General features: G+C 65.1%; 16 protein-coding genes. 14 read left to right on the plus strand and 2 right to left on the minus strand.

The genetic code is table 11. The annotated features are described in order from the left end of the window. Nucleotides 1–61 precede the first annotated feature (61 nt). From AC1RQG_RS05480 to AC1RQG_RS05495, 4 genes are read left to right on the plus strand one after another with little or no spacing between them, the layout of a single operon-like run. On the plus strand, nt 62–991 hold the full coding sequence (locus AC1RQG_RS05480) for a branched-chain amino acid ABC transporter permease (RefSeq protein ID WP_493129086.1): 930 nt from the start codon (nt 62–64) through the stop codon (nt 989–991). Between the two features lie 24 nt (nt 992–1,015). Next, nucleotides 1,016–2,233, plus strand: coding sequence for an ABC transporter permease subunit (locus tag AC1RQG_RS05485; protein ID WP_493129088.1), 1,218 nt, complete (start codon nt 1,016–1,018; stop codon nt 2,231–2,233). Between the two features lie 8 nt (nt 2,234–2,241). Continuing rightward, a complete protein-coding gene (locus AC1RQG_RS05490) occupies nt 2,242–3,012 on the plus strand; it encodes an ABC transporter ATP-binding protein (RefSeq protein WP_493129090.1) in 771 nt (256 codons plus the stop codon). Further along, nucleotides 3,012–3,734 carry an ABC transporter ATP-binding protein gene (locus tag AC1RQG_RS05495; protein WP_493129092.1) on the plus strand — a complete coding sequence of 241 codons (723 nt, stop codon included), beginning with the start codon at nt 3,012–3,014 and terminating at the stop codon, nt 3,732–3,734. The genes AC1RQG_RS05490 and AC1RQG_RS05495 overlap by 1 nt, the downstream gene beginning before the upstream one ends. Before the next feature lie 181 nt (nt 3,735–3,915). Here AC1RQG_RS05495 and AC1RQG_RS05500 read toward each other — a convergent pair whose 3' ends face one another. Continuing rightward, nucleotides 3,916–4,476, minus strand: coding sequence for a phasin family protein (locus AC1RQG_RS05500; protein ID WP_493129094.1), 561 nt, complete (start codon nt 4,474–4,476; stop codon nt 3,916–3,918). Between the two features lie 326 nt (nt 4,477–4,802). Here AC1RQG_RS05500 and AC1RQG_RS05505 point away from each other — a divergent pair, with 326 nt between their 5' ends. Together AC1RQG_RS05505 and pbpG are read left to right on the plus strand one after the other, a co-directional pair. Beyond that, complete coding sequence (locus tag AC1RQG_RS05505) at nt 4,803–5,498, plus strand: nitroreductase (protein WP_493129096.1); 696 nt, start codon at nt 4,803–4,805, stop codon at nt 5,496–5,498. 176 nt (nt 5,499–5,674) lie between these two features. Then, complete coding sequence (gene pbpG / locus AC1RQG_RS05510) at nt 5,675–6,730, plus strand: D-alanyl-D-alanine endopeptidase (protein WP_493129099.1); 1,056 nt, start codon at nt 5,675–5,677, stop codon at nt 6,728–6,730. On the opposite strand, the gene AC1RQG_RS05515 is transcribed toward pbpG, so the two are convergent. Further along, complete coding sequence (locus tag AC1RQG_RS05515; RefSeq protein ID WP_182163468.1) at nt 6,712–7,491, minus strand: IclR family transcriptional regulator; 780 nt, start codon at nt 7,489–7,491, stop codon at nt 6,712–6,714. The genes pbpG and AC1RQG_RS05515 overlap by 19 nt on opposite strands. Before the next feature lie 148 nt (nt 7,492–7,639). On the opposite strand from AC1RQG_RS05515, the gene AC1RQG_RS05520 reads away from it, so the two are divergent. From AC1RQG_RS05520 to AC1RQG_RS05555, 8 genes are all read left to right on the plus strand, one after another. After that, nucleotides 7,640–8,023, plus strand: coding sequence for a diacylglycerol kinase (locus AC1RQG_RS05520; protein WP_493129101.1), 384 nt, complete (start codon nt 7,640–7,642; stop codon nt 8,021–8,023). Between the two features lie 101 nt (nt 8,024–8,124). Further along, nucleotides 8,125–9,129 (plus strand): sulfate ABC transporter substrate-binding protein, encoded by a 1,005-nt coding sequence (locus AC1RQG_RS05525; protein WP_493129102.1) that lies wholly within the window; start codon nt 8,125–8,127, stop codon nt 9,127–9,129. Nucleotides 9,130–9,305: 176 nt separating this feature from the next. Continuing rightward, a complete protein-coding gene (locus AC1RQG_RS05530) occupies nt 9,306–9,944 on the plus strand; it encodes a peroxiredoxin (protein ID WP_493129104.1) in 639 nt (212 codons plus the stop codon). A 115-nt stretch (nt 9,945–10,059) separates the two neighbouring features. Continuing rightward, nucleotides 10,060–10,833 carry a sulfite exporter TauE/SafE family protein gene (locus AC1RQG_RS05535; RefSeq protein WP_493129106.1) on the plus strand — a complete coding sequence of 258 codons (774 nt, stop codon included), beginning with the start codon at nt 10,060–10,062 and terminating at the stop codon, nt 10,831–10,833. A gap of 202 nt (nt 10,834–11,035) precedes the next feature. Next, a complete protein-coding gene (gene cysT / locus AC1RQG_RS05540; RefSeq protein ID WP_493129108.1) occupies nt 11,036–11,890 on the plus strand; it encodes a sulfate ABC transporter permease subunit CysT in 855 nt (284 codons plus the stop codon). Further along, complete coding sequence (gene cysW, locus AC1RQG_RS05545) at nt 11,887–12,861, plus strand: sulfate ABC transporter permease subunit CysW (protein WP_493129110.1); 975 nt, start codon at nt 11,887–11,889, stop codon at nt 12,859–12,861. Before cysT ends, cysW begins: the two co-directional genes overlap by 4 nt. After that, nucleotides 12,858–13,922 carry a sulfate/molybdate ABC transporter ATP-binding protein gene (locus AC1RQG_RS05550; RefSeq protein ID WP_493129112.1) on the plus strand — a complete coding sequence of 355 codons (1,065 nt, stop codon included), beginning with the start codon at nt 12,858–12,860 and terminating at the stop codon, nt 13,920–13,922. Before cysW ends, AC1RQG_RS05550 begins: the two co-directional genes overlap by 4 nt. Then, nucleotides 13,923–14,849, plus strand: coding sequence for a CysB family HTH-type transcriptional regulator (locus AC1RQG_RS05555; protein WP_493129114.1), 927 nt, complete (start codon nt 13,923–13,925; stop codon nt 14,847–14,849). Nucleotides 14,850–14,876 lie beyond the last annotated feature (27 nt).

The raw sequence follows: 14,876 nt of genomic DNA on the forward strand, positions 1-14,876 counted from the left end.
TTTTTGTTAGGCGGCCCCACCGCGCGTACCGGTAACACTCTCAACAAAGGCAATCGAACCCATGGATACCTTTATCCAACAAATAATCAATGGCCTGGTGCTGGGCAGCATGTACGCGCTGGTCGCGCTCGGCTATACCATGGTGTATGGCGTGCTGAACCTGATCAATTTCGCCCACGGCGACGTGCTGATGATAGGCGCCATGGCCGGCCTGACCATCCTCAATCTGTTGCAGAAGGTGGCGCCGGGCCTGCCCGGCTTCGTGCAACTGGGCATCGCCATCATCGGCGCCATCCCCGTCTGCATGCTGGTCAACATCATCATCGAGCGCGTGGCCTACCGTCGCCTGCGCAACGCGCCCCGGCTGGCGCCGCTGATCACGGCCATCGGCGTGTCCATCCTGCTGCAAACGTTCGCCATGATGATCTGGGGCCGCAACCCGCTGCCGTTCCCGCAACTGCTGTCGTCCGACCCCATCATGGTGGGCGGCGCCGTCATCTCGCAAACCCAGGTGCTGCTGCTGGTGCTGGCGGCCGCCTCCATGTGCGGCCTGGTGCTGCTGGTGGAGAGGACCCGCATGGGCCGCGCCATGCGCGCCACGGCGGAGAACCCGCGCGTGGCCGGCCTGATGGGCGTGGACTCGAACAAGGTGATCGTGGCCACCTTCGCCATCGGCGCCGCGCTGGCCGCCGTGGCCGGCGTGATGTGGGGCGCCAACTACGCCTCGATCCAGTTCGCGATGGGCTTCGTGCCCGGCCTCAAGGCCTTCTCGGCGGCCGTGCTGGGCGGCATCGGCAACATCTACGGCGCCATGATAGGCGGCATTTTGCTGGGCATTATCGAAAGCCTGGGCGCCGGCTACATCGGCGATTTCACCGGCGGTTTCCTGGGCAGTAACTATCAGGACATCTTCGCCTTCGTCGTCCTCATCCTCGTGCTGACGGTGCGTCCGTCCGGCATCATGGGCGAGCGCGTGGCCGACCGCGCCTGATCGACTCCGCGAGAAAGGAATACCATGGCTCTCCTCAATTTCGACACGGCCCGCAACCCCGCCAAGGCCTACGCCAGCATGGCGGTGGTGCTGACCGGCCTGCTGATCTTCCCGTTCGTCGCCGCCCAGTTCGGCAACTCGTGGGTGCGCATCATCGACATGGCGCTGCTCTACATCATGCTGGCGCTGGGCCTGAACATCGTGGTCGGCTTCGCCGGCCTGCTCGACCTCGGCTACATCGCGTTCTACGCGGTGGGCGCCTACATGACGGGCTTGCTGGCCTCGCCGCAGTTCGCCACGCTGCTCGAATCGATCATCAACCAGTACCCGGTCTTTGGAGACTCGCTGGTGGCCATGCTGGGACCGGACATCCGCGAGCACGGCATCCACCTGTCCGTGTGGCTGATCGTGCCGCTGGCGGCCGCGCTGGCCGGCCTGTTCGGCGCCATCCTCGGCGCGCCCACGCTCAAGCTGCGCGGCGACTACCTGGCCATCGTGACGCTCGGCTTCGGCGAGATCATCCGCATCTTCATGAACAACCTGAACGAGCCGATCAACTTCACCAATGGCCCGCAGGGCATCAACCTGATCGACCCGATCCGCGTGTTCGGCGTCAACCTGTCGGGCGAGGCCGGTTCGCGCGCCACGGTCTTCATCGGCGGCTTTGCCATGCCGTCCGTGAACGCGTACTACTTCCTGTTCCTGTTCCTCTGCATCGCGGTGGTGTTCGTCACCACGCGGCTCCAGCATTCGCGCCTGGGCCGGGCCTGGGTCGCCATCCGCGAGGATGAGATCGCGGCCAAGGCCATGGGCATCAACACCCGCAACGTCAAGCTGCTGGCGTTCTCGATGGGCGCCTCGTTCGGCGGCATCGCCGGCGCCATGTTCGCCTCGTTCCAGGGCTTCGTGTCGCCCGAATCGTTCTCGTTGACGGAATCGATCGCCGTGCTGGCCATGGTGGTGCTGGGCGGCATCGGCCACGTGCCGGGCGTGATCATGGGCGGCGCGCTGCTGGCGGCGCTGCCGGAAGTGCTGCGCCACGTGGTCGAACCGCTGCAGGAGAAACTGTTCGGCCATGTCGTGATCGAGGCGGAAGTGCTGCGCCAGCTGCTGTACGGCCTGGCCATGGTGCTCATCATGCTGAACCGTCCGGCCGGCCTGTGGCCCGCGCCCAAGCATGAGGACCGGCCCGACCACGACACCGACAAACCCGAGCCGGCAGCCGGCGTGCTGCGCGCCTGAGGATAGCCATGAGCGAACAAGTGATACTCAACATCGCCGGCGTCAACAAGCGCTTCGGCGGCCTGCAGGCGCTGACCGACGTCAGCATCAAGATCCTGAAGGGCCAGATCTACGGCCTGATCGGCCCCAACGGCGCCGGCAAGACCACCTTCTTCAACGTCATCACGGGCCTGTACCAGCCCGACACGGGCACCTTCGAGCTGGCCGGCAAGCCGTATTCGCCGTCCGCCCCGCACGAGGTGGCCAAGGCCGGCATCGCCCGCACGTTCCAGAACATCCGCCTGTTCGGCGACATGACGGCGCTGGAGAACGTGATGGTGGGCCGCCACGTGCGCACCCACCAGGGCGTGTTCGGCGCCGTGTTCCGCCACAAGGCGGCGCGCGAGGAGGAGGCGGCCATCCGCCGCCGCGCGCAGGAGTTGCTGGACTTCGTCGGCATCGGCCAGTTCGCCGGCCGCACCTCGCGCTTCCTGTCCTACGGCGACCAGCGCCGGCTGGAGATCGCGCGCGCGCTGGCCACCGACCCGCAACTGCTGGCGCTGGACGAACCGGCGGCCGGCATGAACGCGACCGAGAAGCTGGCCCTGCGCGAGCTGCTGGTCAAGATCAAGAACGAGGGCAAGACCGTGCTGCTGATCGAGCACGACGTCAAGATGATGATGGGCATGTGCGACCGCCTGATGGTGCTGGAATACGGCAAACCGATCGCGGAAGGCTTGCCGGCCGAGATACAGAGCAACCAGGCCGTCATCGACGCCTATCTGGGAGGATCGCACTGATGAGCGAGAACGTGCTGAAAGTAGCGGGGTTGACGGTGGCCTATGGCGGCATCAAGGCCGTCAAGGGCATCGACCTGGAAGTGAACCGGGGCGAGCTGGTGGCCCTGATCGGCGCCAACGGCGCCGGCAAGACCACCACGCTGAAAGCCATCACCGGCACGCTGCCGCCGTGCAAGGTGGACGGCACCGTCACCTACCTGGGCGCCTCGCTCAAGGGCAGCCAGTCGTTCCACCTGGTCGAGAAGAAGCTGGCCATGGTGCCGGAAGGGCGCGGCGTGTTCACCCGCATGTCGATCCAGGAAAACCTGATGATGGGCGCCTACACGCGCGACGACAAGGCCGGCATCGAGGCCGACATCGCCAAGTGGTACGACGTGTTCCCGCGCCTGAAGGAGCGGGCGCAGCAGATGGCGGGCACCTTGTCGGGCGGCGAGCAGCAGATGCTGGCCATGGCGCGCGCGCTGATGTCGCACCCCAAGCTGCTGTTGCTGGACGAACCGTCGATGGGCTTGTCGCCCATCATGGTGGACAAGATCTTCGAAGTGATCCGCAACGTGTCGGCCGAAGGCATCACCATATTGCTGGTGGAGCAGAACGCCAAGCTGGCGCTGCAAGCGGCGCACCGTGGCTACGTGATGGACTCGGGCCTGATCACCATGACGGGCAACGCCCAGGACATGCTGGTCGACCCGCGGGTGAAGGCTGCCTACCTGGGCGAGTAAGGTAAGCCAAAAAATGGGGACGTAACACAATGAGGAATTGTGTTGCGTCCCCATTCTTTTGGAACAAAAAAAGCCCCGGACTATGCCGGGGCTGGGAAGGACACCCGTTAGAAAGGACACCACGGATGCCGAGGAGTCTGTGCAACGGGGCTGGCGCCCGCGGGCGCCAGCGTGGCCTACATTACTTCTTCGCAGGAGCGGCCTTGGCGGCGGCTTGCGAGAACTGGTTCACGGCCGTGGCCATGTTCGATTCGATCGATTCCACGGCTTGCTTGGCGGTCTTGGTGAACTGCTCGTAGCCGGCGTTGGCGTTGCCGATGGCGGTCTTCAGCAGGGCCACGGCGTTTTCGGTGCCGGCTGGGGCGTTCTTGCTCACTTCTTCCACCAGCGAGATCACTTTGCGGTTGGTTTCGGCGATCTGGGTTTCAGCCGCTTTGCTGAACTCGGCCTGGGTGCCCGAAGCGATCGAAGCCAGATGACGGCCGTAGGCCACCACTTTTTCAGCCGTAGGCTGGGCCTGGGCAGCGGTCAGCGAGAAGAATTCTTGCGGATCCTTGGCAGCCAGCAGTTGCTTGGTGGTCACCGACGACTCTTCCAGCGATGCCTTGGCGGCGGTCAGGTTCAGGTCGACGAATTTTTCCACGCCTTCGAAGGCCTTGTTGGTCAGTGCGGAGAAGATGGCGAACTGGGCTTCAAAATTGGCCTTGGTCGCATTGGAAAATTGCTCAGGGATTGAAAACATATAACTCTCCAGAAATTAGAAAATAGTCATCGATAAATGCTGCTGTTTCTACCGGTGGTACGAAGCAGATGAATCCAGCTTTCAGACCAAAAAACAAATTGTGCAACGCAACAAACCCGATTTTACGGCCTTCCATGATTAAGTCAAGCGATATTTTGTGCGTTGCACCAAAGAAGCCATTTTGGCCACACAGAACGATTTCTTGCGAGAATTGAATGTTGCCGCCCAGGGCGGGGGACTGCTGGGTCGCCGTCCCGTGCTAGACTGCGCATCGGCCCCGCCGCCCGTGCCGGGGCCGCCTTTGACCTTCCCTACAGTGAGGACGCATGCCCAGCCCATCCGACCAGTCAGCCGTCGACGCCGCCATCACGTCGCGCCGCTCGATCCGCGCCTATCTGCCCACGCCCGTGCCACGGGCCGACATCGAACAATTGCTGCAGGTGGCCGCGCGCGCGCCGTCGGGCACCAACACCCAGCCATGGAAAGTGTATGTGCTGACGGGCGAGCGCAAGCGCGCGCTGTCGGCCGCCATCCTGGCCGCCCACAACGACCCCGAGCAGGCCCGCCTGCACACCGAGGAATACGCGTACTACCCGCGCGAGTGGGTGTCGCCGTTCATCGACCGCCGCCGCAAGGTCGGCTGGGACCTGTATGCGCTGCTGGGCCTGACGCGCGAGAACAAGGCCGGCATGGCGGCCCAGCATGGCCGCAACTATGAATTCTTCGGCGCCCCCGTGGGCCTGATCTTCACCATCGACCGCGTCATGGAGCAGGGCTCGTGGCTCGACTATGGCATGTTCCTGCAAAACATCATGGTGGCGGCGCGCGGACGGGGGCTCGATACCTGCCCGCAGGCGGCCTTCACCCAGTACCACAAGATCATTCAGGAAATGTTGTCAATTCCAGACAATGAAACGGTTGTGTGCGGGATGGCCTTGGGCTACGCTGATATGGACAAGGTCGAAAACAGCCTGGTCACGGAGCGCATGCCGGTGTCGGAATTTGTTAAATTTCTCGACTGATGCCGGGCCGTGCGACGCGGTGCCGCGGGTCGTTTGTACAAGCTTATCGCCATGGCATTGCGATTGCATTGCGCAGGGGAAAACTGTGATGCCGTCAATGTTAAATGAGCTTGCGCTTGCGCATGGTTTTGCTACACTGCAACGGTCACTCGTCTGTTCGTTTACCGGGGAATTTCATGTTTAAGCTCGCCTCTGGTGCGCTGATCGCAGCGCTGCTGGTGTCGCTACCGGCCGCTGCCCAGGCGGCCGATACCCACCACAAGAAACATCATGTCCGCAAAGGCAAGCTGCATGTGGCGGCCGCCGCGCCGCGCGAACACCTGGTCAAGCGCGTGGTGATGGTGCACGGCCGCCGCAAGGTGGTGTACGAGCGCCTGCTGGCCGCCGCGCCCGCCGTGCCCACCATGGGCGATCTGGCCGGGCTGAACCAGACCCGCGATCCGTTCGACCTGAAATCGAACGTGGCGCTGGTGCTGGACCAGAACAATGACGAAGTGCTGTTCGAGAAGAATTCCAACGTGGCGCTGCCGATCGCGTCCATCACCAAGATGATGACGGGCCTGGTCGTGGTCGAGGCGCACCAGGACATGGATGAAGTGCTGACCGTGACGGACGACGATGTGGACCGCATCAAGTTCAGCAGTTCACGCCTGAAGGTGGGCTCGCGGCTGACGCGCGCCAACATGCTGCACATCGCCCTGATGAGCTCGGAGAACCGGGCCGCGTCCGCGCTGGGCCGCAACTATCCGGGCGGGCGGGCCGCGTTCGTCGAGGCCATGAACGCCAAGGCGCGCGAGCTGGGCATGCTCGACACGCATTATGTGGATACCAACGGCCTGAACAAGATGAACGTGGCCAGCGCCCGCGACCTGGCGCGCCTGGCCATGGCCGCCTATCAGCAGCCGCTGCTGCGCCAGTACTCGACCGATCCCAAGGCCGTGGTGGAAGCGAGCGGCCATCCCATGCAGTTCGGTAACACCAACCACCTGGTGGCCAACCCGACGTGGGAGATCGGCCTGCAGAAGACCGGCTTCATCAACGAGGCCGGCCGCTGCCTGATGATGCAGGCCGTGATCGAGGGCCGCGCCGTGATCATGGTGTTCCTCGACTCCAAGGGCAAGCAATCGCGCACGGCCGACGCCGGCCGCATGCGCAAATGGCTGGAGGCCCTCAAGCCGGCCGGCATGAGCACCGGCACGGCCGCCGCGCCGACTTACTCGGCCGGCATGTAACCGAGCGTGGCCGAGATCTGGTTGGCGGTGGCCACCAGGTCGTCCAGCCACGCGTCCTGCAGACGGTCGGCCGGCGCCGAGATCGACAGGCCGGCGATCAGCTTGCCGGAGTCGTCGCGGATGCCGGCGGCCATGCAACGCACCCCCAGTTCCAGTTCCTCGTTGTCGCGCGCGTAGCCGCGCGCGCGCACCAGGCTCAGCTCGCGCTCGAGCGTGGCCAGGTCCGTGATCGAGTTCTTGTTGTGGCCGGCCAGGCCGGTGCGGGTGGCGTAGGCGCGGATCGCCTTGGGCTCGTCCACCGACAGGAACAGCTTGCCCGTCGAGGTCAGGTGCAGCGGGCCGCGCCCGCCGATGGCGCGCACCACCTGCATGCCGGAACGCTCGGAGAAGGCGCGGTCGATGTAGACGATCTCGTCGCCCTGGCGCACCGACAGGTTGATGGTCTGCTGGGTCTTTTTGTGCAGTGCGCGCATGAAGTCCAGCGCCGCCTCGCGCACGGACAGCCGGCTCTTGACAATATTGCCCAGCTCCAGCAGGCGCATGCCGAGCCGGTAGGTGCCCGGCTCGATGCGGTCGACAAAGCGCGTGAGCACCATGTCGTTCAGGATGCGGTGGGCCGTGGACGGGTGCAGGCCCGACACTTTCGACAATTCCTTCAGGCTCACGGGGTCGGGATATTTGGCCAGCGCGTCGAGCAGCGCGACCATGCGCTCGATCACCTGGATCGTCGTCTTTTGCTCGGGAACGGTTTCAATTTTCATGATGTGGTTGGTGCGATGCGGTAAGTTATAGTAGCTTTATACCATAATGTGAAAATATTGGGAAATCTCTGGCGTAGTCGCGGCAAAAATGTCACCGCCGGGTAACGAACGGGCATAATTGTTCCTTTCGTCACTCAGCATCGCCCGCATGGAACCAGTCAGCGAATTCAAGAGCAAAAGCGGCCTCAAGCGCATCCTGTCGGCCTTCTTCTACTCGCTCGACGGGCTCAAGGCCGCCTGGCGCCACGAGCACGCGTTCCGCCAGGAACTGGCCCTGTTCGCCGTCGGCACCGTCATCGCGCTGGCGCTGCGTATCTCCGCGTTCGAAAAACTGTTGCTGATCGGCGTGCTGGCGCTGATCCTGATCGTGGAGTTGCTCAATTCCGCGCTGGAGGCCGTGGTGGACCGGGTGTCGCTCGAACGCCACCCCTTGTCGAAGAACGCCAAGGATTTCGGCAGCGCCGCCGTGCTGCTGGCCTGCCTGCTGGCCGCCGCCGCCTGGACCGTGGTGTTGCTCGACCGCTTTGCCTGACCCGACGATTTTGATATATAGATTGTCGAAATGATTCCTTCTGTTTATTAGTCCGGGGTTTTACGCTGGTGTTCCTGATGTTTCAACCATAAGGAATCCTGATGCTGAACAAGACCTTCCTCGCCGCCGCCTTGGTGGCCGCCTTCGCCGCCGCGCCGGCCGCCGCCGCCGACGTTTCCCTGCTGAACGTCTCCTACGACCCCACCCGCGAGCTCTACCGCGACATCAACGCCGCCTTCGCCAAAAGCTGGAAAGCCAGCAGCGGCGACACGGTCAAGATCCGCCAGTCGCACGGCGGCTCGGGCAAGCAGGGCAGGGCCGTGATCGACGGCCTGGAGGCGGACGTGGTGACGCTGGCGCTGGCCTACGACATCGACGCCATCGCCGCCCATCAGCTGTTGCCGGCCGACTGGCAGCAGCGGCTGCCGCACAACAGCGCGCCCTACACGTCCACCATCGTGTTCCTGGTGCGCAAGGGCAATCCCAAGGGCATCCGCGACTGGAACGACCTCGTCAAGCCAGGCGTGGCCGTCATCACGCCCAATCCCAAGACCTCGGGCGGGGCGCGCTGGAACCATCTGGCCGCCTACGGCTACGCCTTGCGCCAGCCGGGCGGCAACGAGGCCCGCGCCCGCGCCTTCCTGAAAAAGCTGTACCAGAATGTGCCGGTGCTCGATACGGGCGCCCGTGGCGCCACCACCACGTTCGTCGAGCGCGGCATCGGCGACGTGCTGATCGCGTGGGAGAACGAGGCCTTGCTGGCCATTAAGGAACTGGGGCCGGACAAGGTGGAAGTGGTGGCGCCGTCGTCGTCCATCCTGGCCGAGCCGCCCGTGGCCGTGGTGGACAAGGTGGCCGAGCGCCACGGCACGCGCAAGGTGGCGCAGGCCTACCTGCAATTCCTGTACACGGACGAGGGCCAGGCCTTGATCGCCAGGAACTACTACCGCCCCGTGCAGGAGCGGGCGGCGAAGAAATACGCGGCGCAGTTCCCTTCCGTCAAGCTGTTCACACTGGCCCAGGTGGCCGGCGACTGGGCCACGGCGCACAAGACGCACTTCGCCGATGGCGGCGTGTTCGACCAGATCTGCCAGCCCGCCAAGTGAGCGGCGCCTGCCGGTGCATGCGGGCACATTGCCGGCGCCGGCCTTTCCTTTGCTTTGAATCAAGCCAAAACCGGGCGGAAGCGGCCACTTGCGTTATGCAACTTTGTTGCGAATTTGAATAGAACAGGCGCAAAATGGACTGCTGGCCACCGCTATCCATCTCACAGGAGAACACCATGACCATACGCCTGGGCGACACCGCGCCCGACTTCACGCAGGACTCCACCATCGGCCCGATCCGCTTCCACGAATGGGCCGGCAATTCCTGGGTGGTGCTGTTTTCCCATCCGGCCGACTTCACCCCCGTGTGCACCACGGAACTGGGGCTGACGGCCAAGCTCAAGCCCGAATTCGACAAGCGCAACGTGAAGGCCATCGCGCTGTCGGTGGACCCGGCCGACGCCCACCGCGAATGGATCGCCGACATCGAGGAAACCCAGCACACGGTGGTGGGCTTCCCCATCATCGCCGACGTGGACCGCAAGGTGTCCGAGCTGTACGACATGATCCACCCCAACGCCTCGGCCACGGCCACCGTGCGTACGCTGTTCGTGATCGATCCGGCCAAGAAGGTGCGCCTGTCCCTCACCTATCCGATGAGCACGGGCCGCAATTTCGACGAGGTGTTGCGCGTGATCGACGCGCTGCAACTGACCGACAGCCATACCGTGGCCACGCCCGGCAACTGGAAGGATGGCGACGACGTCATCATTCCGCTGACGGTGCAGGATCCCGAGCAGATCAAGCAAAAATATCCCAAGGGCTACAAGGCCGAACGCCCTTATCTGCGCCTGACGCCGCAACCGAACAAGTGACGGCCGCCGCGGGGCGAAGCGCCGCCTATGTCGATATGGCATAAGCAAATAGGAACTTCGTCCTTTGGTTTTTCGGCCGGAGTCATTACCCTGACGCTTACTCTAGGGGAATGGTATGACCTTGTCGTTTATAGTTTCGGGATTTGCGGTGGGCCTGCTGGTCGGTATGACGGGCGTGGGTGGCGGTTCGTTGATGACGCCGCTGCTGACGCTGATGTTCGGCGTTTCGCCGTCGATCGCGGTGGGCACCGACCTGGCGTTCGCGTCGCTGACCAAGGGCGTGGGCACGTTCACGCACCGCATGCGCGGCACCGTGCGCTGGCCCATCGTGCGCCGCCTGTGCATCGGCGCCTTGCCGGCCGCCTTGCTGGCCAGCCTGGCGCTCAAGAAGTTCGGCGTGCTGGACCAGGAAATCGGCCAGGTGATCCGTTACGTGATCGCCGTTTCCGTCATGCTGACCGTGGTCGCGCTGCTGTTCAAGCGCAAGATGCTGGCCTGGATCAATTCCCATCCCCAATACCAGTTGCAGGGCGGCGCGCTGACGGCGGCCACCATCGCCTCCGGCGCGTTGCTGGGCACGCTGGTCACGATTTCCTCGATCGGCGCCGGCGCCATCGGCGCCACCTTGCTGGTGATGCTGTATCCGCGCCTGACGTCGGCCGAAGTGGCCGGCACCGACATCGCCTACGCCGTGCCGCTGACGGCCATCGCCGCCGTCGGCCACTGGTGGCTCGGTTCGATCAACTGGGAACTGCTGCTGACGCTGCTGGTCGGCTCCGTGCCCGGCATCACGCTGGGCGCCTTCGCGGCGCGCGCCGTGCCTGAGCGCGTGCTGCGCGGGCTGCTGGCCTTCACCCTGGTCAGCGTGGCCGCCAAACTGATTTTCTGATCCTGCGCCGTTCGCCGCTGCGCCGGCGCCCCGGCCCGGCCCGCTGCGCGCGGCGCCGGGCCGTTGTCGTTCTGGCGTGCCGGCCCGGCGCCTGCCTTGTATGGAAAACAAGGATCGACATGCCAAATGCTTCGTTTGTTATATGTTTTTTTGGTGAGAATATTTAGCCTCTTTAGATGAATTTGTAATGAGGGGGCGCATCATGTCTGCAACACTCACCGCCACGGCGGCACCTTACCGCGTGCTGCCTGGTTTTCGCCTGTCGCTGGGCTTCACGATTTTCTACCTGGCGCTGATCGTGCTGATCCCGCTGTCGGCCGTGTTCCTGAAGACGTTCACGCTCAGCTGGGATGGTTTCTGGGCCGCCGTCAGCGCGCCGCGCGTGCTGGCCTCCTACCGGCTGACGTTCGGCGCGGCGCTGGTCGCCGGCGCGCTGAACGTGGTGTTCGGCGGCATCGTGGCCTGGGTGCTGGTGCGCTACGACTTTCCCGGCAAGCGCCTGGTGGACGCGCTGGTCGATTTGCCGTTCGCCCTGCCCACCGCCGTGGCCGGCATCACGCTGACCACGCTGTATTCGGCCAACGGCTGGTTCGGCCGGGTGCTGGAAGGCGTGTTCGGCGTGAAGGTCGCGTTCACGCCGCTGGGCGTGGTGGTGGCGCTGACCTTCATCGGCCTGCCGTTCGTGGTGCGCACCGTGCAGCCGGTGCTGGAGGAGGCCGAGCGGGAACTGGAGGAGGCGGCCGCCAGCCTCGGCGCCAGTGCGCTGCAGACCTTTGGCCGCGTGGTGCTGCCGGCCATGGTGCCGTCGTTGTTGACGGGCTTCGCGCTGGCGTTCGCGCGGGCCACCGGCGAATACGGTTCCGTGATCTTCATCGCCGGCAACATGCCGATGGTGTCGGAGATCACGCCGCTGTTCATCATCACCAAACTGGAGCAGTACGACTACGCGGGCGCCACCGCCATCGCCGTCGTGATGCTGGTGGCATCGTTCCTGATGCTGTTGTCGATCAACCTGCTGCAGGCCTGGGCCCGAGGCGAGGGAGGGAAAGTGCGATGAGCGCCTTGTTTGTCGCTACACCGGTCGCACCGTCCGCCGCACTGGCCGCGTCAGCCAGCGCAACGGCCGTGGCGGCCGTGTCCAACGCGGCCACGCCGGCCGCCGTGCCCGACGCCGTGCCCGCCGCCGCACACGGGCTGGAGCCGCGCTGGGTGCGCGGCGCGTTGCTGGCCGTGGCGCTGGGCTTCCTGGCGCTGTTCCTGTTCGCGCCGCTGGCGGCCGTGTGGGCCGAAGCGTTCCGCAAGGGCTGGGACACCTACCGCGACGCCATCAGCGACGACGACGCGCTGGCGGCCATCCGTCTGACCCTGCTCACGGCCGCCATCGCCGTGCCGCTCAATGTGGTGTTCGGTGTGGCCGCGTCGTGGTGCATCGCCAAGTTCTCGTTCCGGGGCAAGAGCGTGCTGCTGACCTTGCTCGACTTGCCGTTCTCCGTCTCGCCCGTCATCTCGGGCCTGATCTTCGTGCTGCTGTTCGGCGCCCAGGGCTGGTTCGGGCCGTGGCTGCTGGCGCACGACATCAAGCTGCTGTTCGCCGTGCCCGGCATCGTGCTGGCCACCATCTTCGTCACGTTCCCGTTCGTGGCGCGCGAACTGATCCCGCTGATGCAGGCCCAGGGCAACGAGGAGGAGGAGGCCGCCATCGTGCTGGGCGCGTCGGGCTGGCAGACCTTCCGCCGCGTGACGCTGCCCAACATCAAGTGGGGCTTGCTGTATGGCGTGATCCTGTGCAACGCGCGCGCCATGGGCGAGTTCGGCGCCGTGTCCGTCGTGTCCGGCCACATCCGGGGCGAGACCAACACCATGCCCTTGCAGGTGGAGATTCTGTACAACGAGTACAACTTCGCCGCCGCGTTCGCCGTGGCGTCGTTGCTGGCCTTGCTGGCGCTGGTGACGCTGGCCCTGAAATCGTGCATCGCCTGGCGCCTCAATGCGGGCGCCGCAACCCCCAGCCTGGAGCAACGACCATGACGATCGCAGTCAAACACATCCACAAGCAATTCGGCGCGTTCACCGCCCTGAACGATGTCTCGCTCGATTTCCCGGCCGGCGAATTGACGGCCCTGCTGGGGCCATCGGGCTGCGGCAAGACCACGCTGCTGCGCATCATCGCCGGCCTTGAGCATCCCGACAGCGGCCAGGTGTTGCTGGACGGCGAGGACGCCTCGGCCCGCCACGTGCGCGAGCGCCAGGTCGGTTTCGTGTTCCAGCATTACGCGCTGTTCAAGCACATGACGGTGTTCGAGAACGTGGCCTTCGGCCTGCGCGTCAAGCCGCGCGCCCAGCGCCCGTCCGAGCACCAGATCCGCAACAAGGTCAAGGCCTTGCTGGAACTGGTGCAACTGGACTGGCTGGCCGACCGCTACCCGCCGCAACTGTCGGGCGGGCAGCGCCAGCGCATCGCGCTGGCCCGCGCGCTGGCCGTGGAGCCGCGCGTGCTGCTGCTCGACGAACCGTTCGGCGCGCTCGACGCCCAGGTGCGCAAGGAGTTGCGGCGCTGGCTGCGCCGCCTGCACGACGAACTGCATGTGACCAGCATCTTCGTCACCCACGACCAGGAGGAGGCGCTGGAAGTGGCCGACCAGGTGGTGCTGATGAAAAAGGGCGCGGTCGAGCAGACGGGCGCGCCGGAGCAGGTCTACAACCATCCGGCCTCGCCATTCGTGTTCGGCTTCCTGGGCCACGTGAACACCTTCCACGGGCGGGTGCAGGATGGCTTCCTGGCCACCGGCGACGCCAGCCTGGCCGTGCTTGGCCATGGCGGGGCCGACGGCCACGGCACGGCCTATGTGCGCCCGCACGAGCTCGATATCGAGCGCTACACGTCGGGCGCCTCCGGCATCGTCGTCAAGCTGCGCCGCGCGCACGCGGTCGGTCCGCTGGCCCAGTTGGATCTGGAGCGCGGCGACACGGCCGAGCTGATCGAAGCCGTGCTGCCGCACGAGCGCTATCGCCAGCTGCAACTGCGCGAAGGCGAAACGCTGGTGGTGCGGCCCCGGCGTCTGCAAGTTTTTGTGAATCAAGGAGTCTGAATGAATTTCCAACAATTGCGCTCCGTGCGCGAGGCGGCCCGGCGCGGCTACAACCTGACGGAAGTGGCCAACGCGCTGTTCACGTCGCAACCTGGCGTGAGCCGCCAGATCCGCGAGCTCGAGGATGAGCTGGGCGTGATCATTTTCGAGCGCAACGGCAAGCGCCTGACCGGCATGACCGAGCCGGGCAAGGGCATCCTGCGCATCATCGAGCGCTTGCTGGTGGAGGCGGAGAACCTGCAGCAGGCCAGCCTCGAATACGCGGGCCAGCGCAGCGGCACGCTGAACGTGGCGGCCACCCACACCCAGGCCCGCTACGCGCTGCCGCGCGTGGTGCAGTCGTTCCGCGCCGCCTATCCGGAAGTGCGCATCGGCCTGCAGCAAAGCGCTCCCGAGCACATCGCCGAATGGGTGTTGTCGGGCAAGACCGACATCGGCATCGCCACCGAGGGCTTGTCGCAATATCCGGAACTGGTGTCGTTCCCGTGCTACCGCTGGAGCCACCTGATCGTGGTGCCGGACGGCCACCCGCTGCTCACGCGCACACCGATCCGGCTGGCCGACCTGGCCGACGTGCCGCTGATCACCTACGACCAGGGCTTCACCGGGCGCGGCCACATCGACGCCGCGTTCAGCGAGGCCGGCCTGCAACCCGATATCGTGCTCACGGCCATGGATTCGGACGTGATCAAGCAGTACGTGGCGCTGGGGCTGGGCGTGGGCATCGTGGCGTCGATGGCCTTCGATCACGGGCGCGACCAGGGCTTGCGCGCGGTGGAGGCGACGCACCTGTTCGCCACCAACACCACCCGGCTGGCCGTGCGGCGCGGGACCTACCTGCGCTGCTACGCGTATGACTTCATCCAGCAGTTCGCGCCCGGGTTGACCCGGGCCGAGATCGACGTCGCATTGGGCACCGCCGCCTGAGCCTCTTTTGAAGTCGTATCAAAACGC

The organism is Rugamonas sp. GW822-FHT03B10 (assembly GCF_058801745.1).

What these genes read in the sequence shown, in the direction of transcription:
- AC1RQG_RS05535 (WP_493129106.1), top strand. Translation starts at nt 10,060, where the DNA reads ATGACCTTGTCGTTTATAGTTTCGGGATTTGCGGTGGGCCTGCTGGTC.
- pbpG (WP_493129099.1), top strand. Translation starts at nt 5,675, where the DNA reads ATGTTTAAGCTCGCCTCTGGTGCGCTGATCGCAGCGCTGCTGGTGTCG.
- AC1RQG_RS05500 (WP_493129094.1), bottom strand. Translation starts at nt 4,476, where the DNA reads ATGTTTTCAATCCCTGAGCAATTTTCCAATGCGACCAAGGCCAATTTT.
- cysT (WP_493129108.1), top strand. Translation starts at nt 11,036, where the DNA reads ATGTCTGCAACACTCACCGCCACGGCGGCACCTTACCGCGTGCTGCCT.
- AC1RQG_RS05520 (WP_493129101.1), top strand. Translation starts at nt 7,640, where the DNA reads ATGGAACCAGTCAGCGAATTCAAGAGCAAAAGCGGCCTCAAGCGCATC.
- AC1RQG_RS05515 (WP_182163468.1), bottom strand. Translation starts at nt 7,491, where the DNA reads ATGAAAATTGAAACCGTTCCCGAGCAAAAGACGACGATCCAGGTGATC.
- cysW (WP_493129110.1), top strand. Translation starts at nt 11,887, where the DNA reads ATGAGCGCCTTGTTTGTCGCTACACCGGTCGCACCGTCCGCCGCACTG.
- AC1RQG_RS05550 (WP_493129112.1), top strand. Translation starts at nt 12,858, where the DNA reads ATGACGATCGCAGTCAAACACATCCACAAGCAATTCGGCGCGTTCACC.
- AC1RQG_RS05505 (WP_493129096.1), top strand. Translation starts at nt 4,803, where the DNA reads ATGCCCAGCCCATCCGACCAGTCAGCCGTCGACGCCGCCATCACGTCG.
- AC1RQG_RS05490 (WP_493129090.1), top strand. Translation starts at nt 2,242, where the DNA reads ATGAGCGAACAAGTGATACTCAACATCGCCGGCGTCAACAAGCGCTTC.
- AC1RQG_RS05495 (WP_493129092.1), top strand. Translation starts at nt 3,012, where the DNA reads ATGAGCGAGAACGTGCTGAAAGTAGCGGGGTTGACGGTGGCCTATGGC.
- AC1RQG_RS05480 (WP_493129086.1), top strand. Translation starts at nt 62, where the DNA reads ATGGATACCTTTATCCAACAAATAATCAATGGCCTGGTGCTGGGCAGC.
- AC1RQG_RS05530 (WP_493129104.1), top strand. Translation starts at nt 9,306, where the DNA reads ATGACCATACGCCTGGGCGACACCGCGCCCGACTTCACGCAGGACTCC.
- AC1RQG_RS05525 (WP_493129102.1), top strand. Translation starts at nt 8,125, where the DNA reads ATGCTGAACAAGACCTTCCTCGCCGCCGCCTTGGTGGCCGCCTTCGCC.
- AC1RQG_RS05485 (WP_493129088.1), top strand. Translation starts at nt 1,016, where the DNA reads ATGGCTCTCCTCAATTTCGACACGGCCCGCAACCCCGCCAAGGCCTAC.
- AC1RQG_RS05555 (WP_493129114.1), top strand. Translation starts at nt 13,923, where the DNA reads ATGAATTTCCAACAATTGCGCTCCGTGCGCGAGGCGGCCCGGCGCGGC.